The following is a 6,877-nucleotide window of genomic DNA, read 5'->3' as shown; positions in this document are numbered from 1 at the left end:
TTAATAAATCCTGCAGAAATTATTAATAAATTCTCGGAAAATTATTAATAATTTCTTCCACAATTTATTAATAGCACTACCTTTGCATTGTAAGCTATTGGAAATACTCATGGGAACTATCGACATATCATATCTCAGCCTGGGCATCGGGCTGTTATTACTGTTAATTCCATTATTCTATATATGGAAATTCAAGACCGGACTGCTGTGTGCCACTCTCATAGGCACGGCGCGCATGATTGTGCAGCTTTTCCTTATCGGTGTCTACCTGAAATACCTTTTTCTTTGGAACAATCCGTGGATCAACTGCCTGTGGGTAATTGTCATGATACTTGTGGCTTCGCAAACGGCATTGGCACGCACCCAACTGAAACACAAGATACTGCTGATGCCGATATCCATAGGCTTCTTGTGCAGCGTAGTATGCGTAGGAATGTATTTTATAGGAATTGTGCTGCGCCTGGAAAATGTATTCAGCGCCCAATACTTCATTCCTATTTTCGGCATACTAATGGGCAATATGTTATCCAGCAATGTCATAGCCCTCAACACCTATTACAGCGGGCTGCAACGCGAACAACAACTCTACCGCTATCTGCTTGGCAACGGTGCCACTCGTGCCGAAGCGCAAGCACCGTTCATCCGCCAAGCCATCATCAAGGCGTTCAGCCCACTCATTGCCAATATCTCCGTCATGGGGTTGGTGGCATTTCCCGGAACCATGATCGGGCAGATATTGGGAGGAAGCAGCCCGAATGTCGCTATCAAATACCAGATGATGATTATGGTCATCACATTTGCGGCATCCATGCTCTCGCTGATGATAACCATTTCATTGGCATCGCGCAAGTCTTTCGATGCCTATGGAAAGCTACGGCAGGTGATGGTAGAAAAAAAAGGCAAAAGTAAACTGTAATTCGCTACTTTTTCCTATCTTTGCAACCAAATTTTCTACTGATAATGAAAATTAAGGAGATAGTAAGCGCCCTTGAACGGTTCGCGCCTCTGCCATTGCAAGACGGATTTGACAATGCCGGCTTGCAAATCGGATTGACAGATGCGGAAGCAACAGGGGCTTTGTTGTGTCTTGACGTTACCGAAGCCGTATTGGATGAAGCAATTGCATTGGGATATAACCTTGTGATATCGCATCATCCGTTGATTTTTAAAGGTTATGAATCCATTACGGGCAAGGATTACGTGGAACGTTGTATCTTGAAAGCCATCAAGAATGACCTTGTTGTCTATTCCGCCCACACCAATCTGGACAACGCATCGGGAGGAGTCAATTTCAAGATTGCCGAGAAAATAGGGTTGAAGAATGTACGCGTACTGGAAACGAAAGAAAATGCGTTGTTGAAGCTGGTTACATTCGTTCCCGTAACCCGGGCGGAAGAGATGCGTGCAGCATTGTCATCCGCCGGATGTGGATGTATAGGAAACTATGACTCATGCAGTTATAATGTAACAGGCGAGGGGATGTTCCGGGCGCGTGAAGGTGCCAATCCTTATTGCGGGGAAATCGGCGAACTGCATACGGAAAAAGAAGTGCGTATCGAGACCATTCTGCCGGCTTACCGAAAATCGGAAGCAATCAAAGCGCTACTTGCCGCACATCCGTACGAGGAGCCTGCGTTCGACTTGTATCGGCTGCAAAATTCCTGGCAGCAGGCAGGGGCAGGCGTTATTGGCGAATTAGAGACTCCGGAGACAGAATCGGAGTTCTTGAAACGTATAAAGAAAACTTTTGAAGTGGGTTGCCTGAGACATAACAAACTGACCGGACGCGAGATACAGACTGTTGCCCTGTGTGGCGGCGCGGGAGCTTTCCTTATGCCGCTTGCCATACGCAACCGCGCAGATGTCTTCATTACCGGTGAAATAAAGTATCACGACTATTTCGGTCATGACACGGATATCCTGTTGGCAGAGATAGGACATTACGAAAGCGAACAATATACAAAAGAGATATTTTATACAATAATCCGGGATTTGTTTCCGAATGTTGAGGTGCAACAAAGTAAGGTGAACACAAATCCCATAAAATACATGTAATTAAAATGGCTAAAGAAGCAAAAAAAGATCCCCAGGAATTGACAGTGGAACAGAAATTAAAAGCCTTGTTCCAACTACAGACCATGTTGTCTAAAATTGATGAAATCAAGACGCTGAGAGGCGAGCTTCCTTTGGAAGTGCAAGACTTGGAAGATGAAATTGCCGGTCTGAGCACCCGCATCGAAAGAATCCAATCCGAAATTGCCGATTTGAAATCTGCTATCGCAACCAAAAGAGTGGAAATCGAAACTGCAAAAGCTTCTGTAGCAAAATATAAAGACCAACAGGAAAACGTGCGCAACAACCGCGAATATGATTTCCTGAGTAAAGAAATCGAATTCCAGACATTGGAAATTGAACTTTGCGAAAAGAGAATCAAGGAATTTGCCGCTGACGAAGTGACTAAGTCTCAGGAAGCTACCGAAAGTACCGTTGCTTTGGAAGAAAGGCAAAAAGACCTTGATGTAAAGAAGAATGAATTGGATGAAATCATTTCCGAAACCAAACAGGAAGAAGAAAAACTGAGAGACAAGGCAAAAGAACTCGAAACTAAAATAGAACCGCGTTTGCTCCAGTCTTTCAAGCGCATCCGTAAGAACTCACGCAACGGTTTGGGTATCGTTTACGTACAACGTGACGCCTGTGGAGGTTGTTTCAACAAAATTCCGCCCCAGAGACAATTGGACATCCGTTCACGCAAGAAAATCATCGTTTGCGAATATTGCGGACGTATCATGATTGACCCCGAATTGGCCGGCATCGCTCCGGAAGTGAAAGAAGAACCGGTAAAGGAAAAGGTAACAAGAAGCAGAAAGAAAGTGGCAGACGCCGAATAATTTCCGCAAGATTTACGTAATAAATAAAGGTTCGGGTTGTTTCAAAAAATCGATAACAACCTGAACTTTTTTCTGTAAAAGGGTGTAATTTTTCTATTCAGATTTATATGATGAAATGCAATAAGAATCAGAGATTTATGTAATCAGGTATATCTTGTAGAAAAGTATAGCTATTCCGTTCATAATCCATGCGGCAGCAATAATGCCGGATGCCGTTGCTCACTATCAAATAATCTACTTTCAGCACCATGTTATAACGGGTAATTTGGTCGAATACCTTTTGGGTGATTTCTATCTCGGGAGCTTTATACTCTATAATCATGCGCGCCGTGAGGTCTCGCCTGTAAAGCACCGTGTCGCAGCGTTTTTTAGTTCCGTTCAATTGCACTTGCACTTCGTTTGCCATTAGAGCCTGCGGATAACCTTTATGTGCCATCAAAAAATGCACAAAATGCTGCCGCACCCACTCTTCCGGGGTCAAGGCAACGTATCGGCGGCGAATGACATCGAAAATACCCCTCTTTCCATCCTTTGTAACAATCTTGGCATCAAACGCCGGCAGGTTCAGTGAGAACATTCTATTTTAATTTCTTGTTTTTACTTTTTTATTGTATTTTTGTATGTTACAAAATCGCTCTCTAACAACTTTAGGGAACAAATTTAATGAAATCTTATGAAAACAAAGGAAGAAATCGTAGCTAATTGGCTGCCCCGTTACACAAAACGTAACCTGGAAGATTTTGGAGAGTATATTCTGTTGACCAACTTCAACAAGTATGTAGAAATTTTCGCCGAAAAATTCAATGTCCCCATTCTTGGCAGAGATGCCAATATGACTTCTGCCAGCGCAGAAGGAATAACTATCATCAACTTCGGAATGGGAAGTCCCAACGCCGCTATCATCATGGACTTATTAAGCGCTATCCGCCCTAAGGCATGTTTGTTTTTGGGCAAATGTGGCGGCATAGACAAGAAAAACAGAATAGGGGACCTTATCCTTCCAATCGCCGCCATCCGCGGTGAAGGTACCTCAAACGACTATTTTCCGCCGGAAGTACCGTCTTTGCCCGCATTTATGTTGCAACGCGCCGTTTCTTCAGCTATCCGCGACCATGCCCTCGATTACTGGACCGGCACGGTATACACCACCAACCGCCGCATTTGGGAACACGATACGGATTTTAAAGAATATCTCAAGAAGACACGCGCCATGGCGGTCGACATGGAGACGGCAACCTTGTTCAGTTGCGGCTTTGCCAATCACATCCCGACCGGTGCTTTACTGCTGGTATCCGACCAACCGATGATTCCGGAAGGCGTCAAGACAGACAAAAGCGACAATATAGTAACCCAAAACTATGTAAAAGAGCATGTTGAAATAGGCATCGCATCGTTGCGCATGATTATCGATGCAAAGAAAACCGTAAAACATCTGAAATTCGACTGGTAAAACCAACAAATATGGCAAAGCAAGAAATCACGTGTGAAGACATCTTAAAGGAACTGAAAAGCGGACACTATCGCCCTGTCTACTACCTGATGGGAGAAGAACCGTATTACATAGACCTCATTTCAGACTATATAACGGACAATGTATTGAGTGAAACCGAGAAAGAGTTCAACCTGACCGTTGTATATGGTGCGGACGTAGATGTGGCTACGATTATCAATGCTGCCAAACGTTATCCTATGATGTCCGAACGCCAAGTGGTGGTGGTGAAAGAAGCGCAGAACATACGCAATATGGAAGAGTTGTCCTACTATCTTCAAAAACCCTTGCTATCTACCATATTGGTTATATGTCACAAACATGGCGTATTGGACAGAAGGAAAAAACTTGCCGCCGAAATCGAAAAATTGGGCATTCTGTTTGAAGCCAAAAAGGTGAAAGAAGCCCAACTGCCGGCATTCATCACATCATACATGAAACGTAAGGGAATAGACTTGGAATCAAAAGCTACTTCCATGCTTGCCGACTTCGTTGGAACCGACCTCAGCCGACTTACCGGCGAACTGGAGAAACTGGTTATTACACTTCCAAAAAATCAGACACGTGTCACTCCCGAGCAGATAGAACGTAACATCGGAATCAGCAAGGATTATAATAACTTCGAACTCCGTAGCGCCATTGTAGAAAAAGACGTTTTAAAGGCGAACAGAATAATAAAATATTTTGAAGAAAATCCAAAAACTAATCCAATTCAAATGACTTTATCTTTACTTTTCGGGTTCTTTTCCAACCTGATGCTGGCATATTATGCTCCTGAAAAGTCGGAACAAGGCATTGCCGCATTTTTAGGTTTGAAGAGTCCGTGGCAGTCTCGCGAGTACCTAAATGCCATGCGGAAATACAATGGAGTAAAGACAATGCAAATTATTGGAGAGATACGATATACAGACGCAAAGTCTAAAGGAGTGGGAAACTCTTCATTAAATGATAGCGACCTTCTGCAGGAATTAGTCTTCAAAATCCTGCATTAACTTCCCATATCTATGATTTTTCGCCAAAAAAAGAAGATATAGAAATAGCTCAATTTTTGTATCATTATGTCACATTCAGGGGGATTTTCCCCCTTTTTTTCTATTATCACAGTTCATCAAGAGTGTAAAAACAGAATTAATATACTGTAACACAGTATAATACAACAAATATAAGCCCCTGAGAATTGTTTTTTTTCAATCATTCGGGCATTTATACTGAAATAAAGCAAGGAGTCGCTATTACTACATATAAAACTGAATAATCCCATCAGTTCATTATTATCTTGTCACAAATTTTCATTTCTTAAGAGGTGCTTATTTTCAGATATAAAAAGCGTCCATCACATTATCCAACTTGCCATCTATCTGCATAGCATAAGTTCTTTTATTCTTATTGCGCCCCAATGATATAAAAGAAAAAAAGCCTGTAAACTCTGTAAAGTTTAGCCATTTTATCCAAAGTAATAAAAGAATAGTTGTATGCTACAACCATGAATAATTACATCTATAAAACATAGCTATTCACAGATGTGTATATTACAGATTTAATATATTACATACATAAACAACGCCATAAAAATACAATTATTGTTCATTGCTTTTGCATTTGTAATACATATAATTACATCTTTATATTACAAGCGGTTAACCGCATTATACCCACACCATATATCATTATAAACAAGGCATATACATTGATTTATTTAAATTGATAGATTATATAAAAAGGAAATTATGCTGAAACATTTGTAATATTTGACTTATTCAAGATATACGATATAAATATATCATTATTTATCAATAAAATAAGGAGTTTTGATAAAGCTAATATTTGCTGTGTTTTTATTGGAATATAATCCATTTACAGATATGCACTTAACATCACTGAACTAAGACTATACACATGTAAACATACAAATATTACATATATAATTTGCTTTTGTAATTTGCTTTTTTTACTTTTGTAATCCAATTAAACGAAGAATACAATTGTAATAAACAGCTACATCATGAGTATAAAAGACCGATTTAAAATGATAATGGAGCGAGAGCAGCTTACTGCCGGAGCATTTGCCGAAAGCATAGAAGTGGCTCAAGCCACTATCTCCCATATTTTAGCTTCCCGCAATAATCCAAGTACGGAGGTTATTCTGAAACTGCACAAGCGGTATAATGACATCAATCTTGAATGGCTCTTAACAGGAAAAGGAAATATGAGCAATAATCCTTCGTCTGCCGAAACCGATGAATTTGACTATCCTTTATTTGCCGACAATACGGAAAACCCGTCCAATGAACCGGACGTTTCGGAAAATCGCAAGGAAATCGCAATAGGAAACCCTCAAAAACCACCTAAAGAGATTGTAAAACAAGAGATTAGGTATATAGAAAAGCCTGCTAGGAAAATCACGGAAATAAGAATTACACACTTTAGGTCGTGAAATAAGGTGAGGAAAACTGAAAAAGGTGGATAATTTAGATGTGTCAACTGTAGGACGTGGAAT

The 6,877-nt window shown here is 40.9% G+C and carries 7 protein-coding genes; 6 read left to right on the top strand and 1 reads right to left on the bottom strand.

Translation table 11 applies throughout. From position 1 onward, the window contains the following. Nucleotides 1-109: 109 nt before the first annotated feature. From QZ327_RS11340 to QZ327_RS11330, 3 genes are read left to right on the top strand one after another with little or no spacing between them, the layout of a single operon-like run. Nucleotides 110-916: an ABC transporter permease gene (locus QZ327_RS11340; RefSeq protein ID WP_294619375.1), complete on the top strand. Its 807-nt coding sequence runs from the start codon at nt 110-112 to the stop codon at nt 914-916. A gap of 44 nt (nt 917-960) precedes the next feature. Next, nucleotides 961-2,055: a Nif3-like dinuclear metal center hexameric protein gene (locus tag QZ327_RS11335; RefSeq protein ID WP_294619372.1), complete on the top strand. Its 1,095-nt coding sequence runs from the start codon at nt 961-963 to the stop codon at nt 2,053-2,055. Nucleotides 2,056-2,060: 5 nt separating this feature from the next. Continuing rightward, on the top strand, nt 2,061-2,891 hold the full coding sequence (locus QZ327_RS11330; RefSeq protein ID WP_294619370.1) for a C4-type zinc ribbon domain-containing protein: 831 nt from the start codon (nt 2,061-2,063) through the stop codon (nt 2,889-2,891). Between the two features lie 127 nt (nt 2,892-3,018). Here the strand turns inward: QZ327_RS11330 and QZ327_RS11325 are convergent, their stop codons facing one another. Then, nucleotides 3,019-3,468 (bottom strand): type I restriction enzyme HsdR N-terminal domain-containing protein, encoded by a 450-nt coding sequence (locus QZ327_RS11325; RefSeq protein WP_294619369.1) that lies wholly within the window; start codon nt 3,466-3,468, stop codon nt 3,019-3,021. A 96-nt stretch (nt 3,469-3,564) separates the two neighbouring features. Here QZ327_RS11325 and QZ327_RS11320 point away from each other — a divergent pair, with 96 nt between their 5' ends. The 3 genes from QZ327_RS11320 (at nt 3,565) to QZ327_RS11310 (ending at nt 6,814) form a co-directional block, all read left to right on the top strand. After that, a complete protein-coding gene (locus QZ327_RS11320; RefSeq protein WP_294619368.1) occupies nt 3,565-4,341 on the top strand; it encodes an AMP nucleosidase in 777 nt (258 codons plus the stop codon). Nucleotides 4,342-4,352: 11 nt separating this feature from the next. Beyond that, nucleotides 4,353-5,372, top strand: a complete 1,020-nt coding sequence (holA, locus tag QZ327_RS11315) for a DNA polymerase III subunit delta (RefSeq protein WP_294619367.1) — start codon at nt 4,353-4,355, stop codon at nt 5,370-5,372. 1,010 nt (nt 5,373-6,382) lie between these two features. Beyond that, a complete protein-coding gene (locus tag QZ327_RS11310) occupies nt 6,383-6,814 on the top strand; it encodes a helix-turn-helix transcriptional regulator (RefSeq protein WP_294619366.1) in 432 nt (143 codons plus the stop codon). Nucleotides 6,815-6,877 lie beyond the last annotated feature (63 nt).

It is taken from the genome of uncultured Bacteroides sp. (assembly GCF_910578895.1).
Classification (GTDB): Bacteria; Bacteroidota; Bacteroidia; order Bacteroidales; family Bacteroidaceae; genus Bacteroides.
The sequence above is the reverse complement of the archived record's forward strand: the minus strand, read 5'-3'. Positions and strand labels throughout refer to the sequence as shown.

Bases quoted from the DNA above. Each gene is read 5' to 3' on its own strand.
- QZ327_RS11340 (WP_294619375.1), top strand. From the start codon at position 110: ATGGGAACTATCGACATATCATATCTCAGCCTGGGCATCGGGCTGTTA.
- QZ327_RS11335 (WP_294619372.1), top strand. From the start codon at position 961: ATGAAAATTAAGGAGATAGTAAGCGCCCTTGAACGGTTCGCGCCTCTG.
- QZ327_RS11330 (WP_294619370.1), top strand. From the start codon at position 2,061: ATGGCTAAAGAAGCAAAAAAAGATCCCCAGGAATTGACAGTGGAACAG.
- QZ327_RS11325 (WP_294619369.1), bottom strand. From the start codon at position 3,468: ATGTTCTCACTGAACCTGCCGGCGTTTGATGCCAAGATTGTTACAAAG.
- QZ327_RS11320 (WP_294619368.1), top strand. From the start codon at position 3,565: ATGAAAACAAAGGAAGAAATCGTAGCTAATTGGCTGCCCCGTTACACA.
- holA (WP_294619367.1), top strand. From the start codon at position 4,353: ATGGCAAAGCAAGAAATCACGTGTGAAGACATCTTAAAGGAACTGAAA.
- QZ327_RS11310 (WP_294619366.1), top strand. From the start codon at position 6,383: ATGAGTATAAAAGACCGATTTAAAATGATAATGGAGCGAGAGCAGCTT.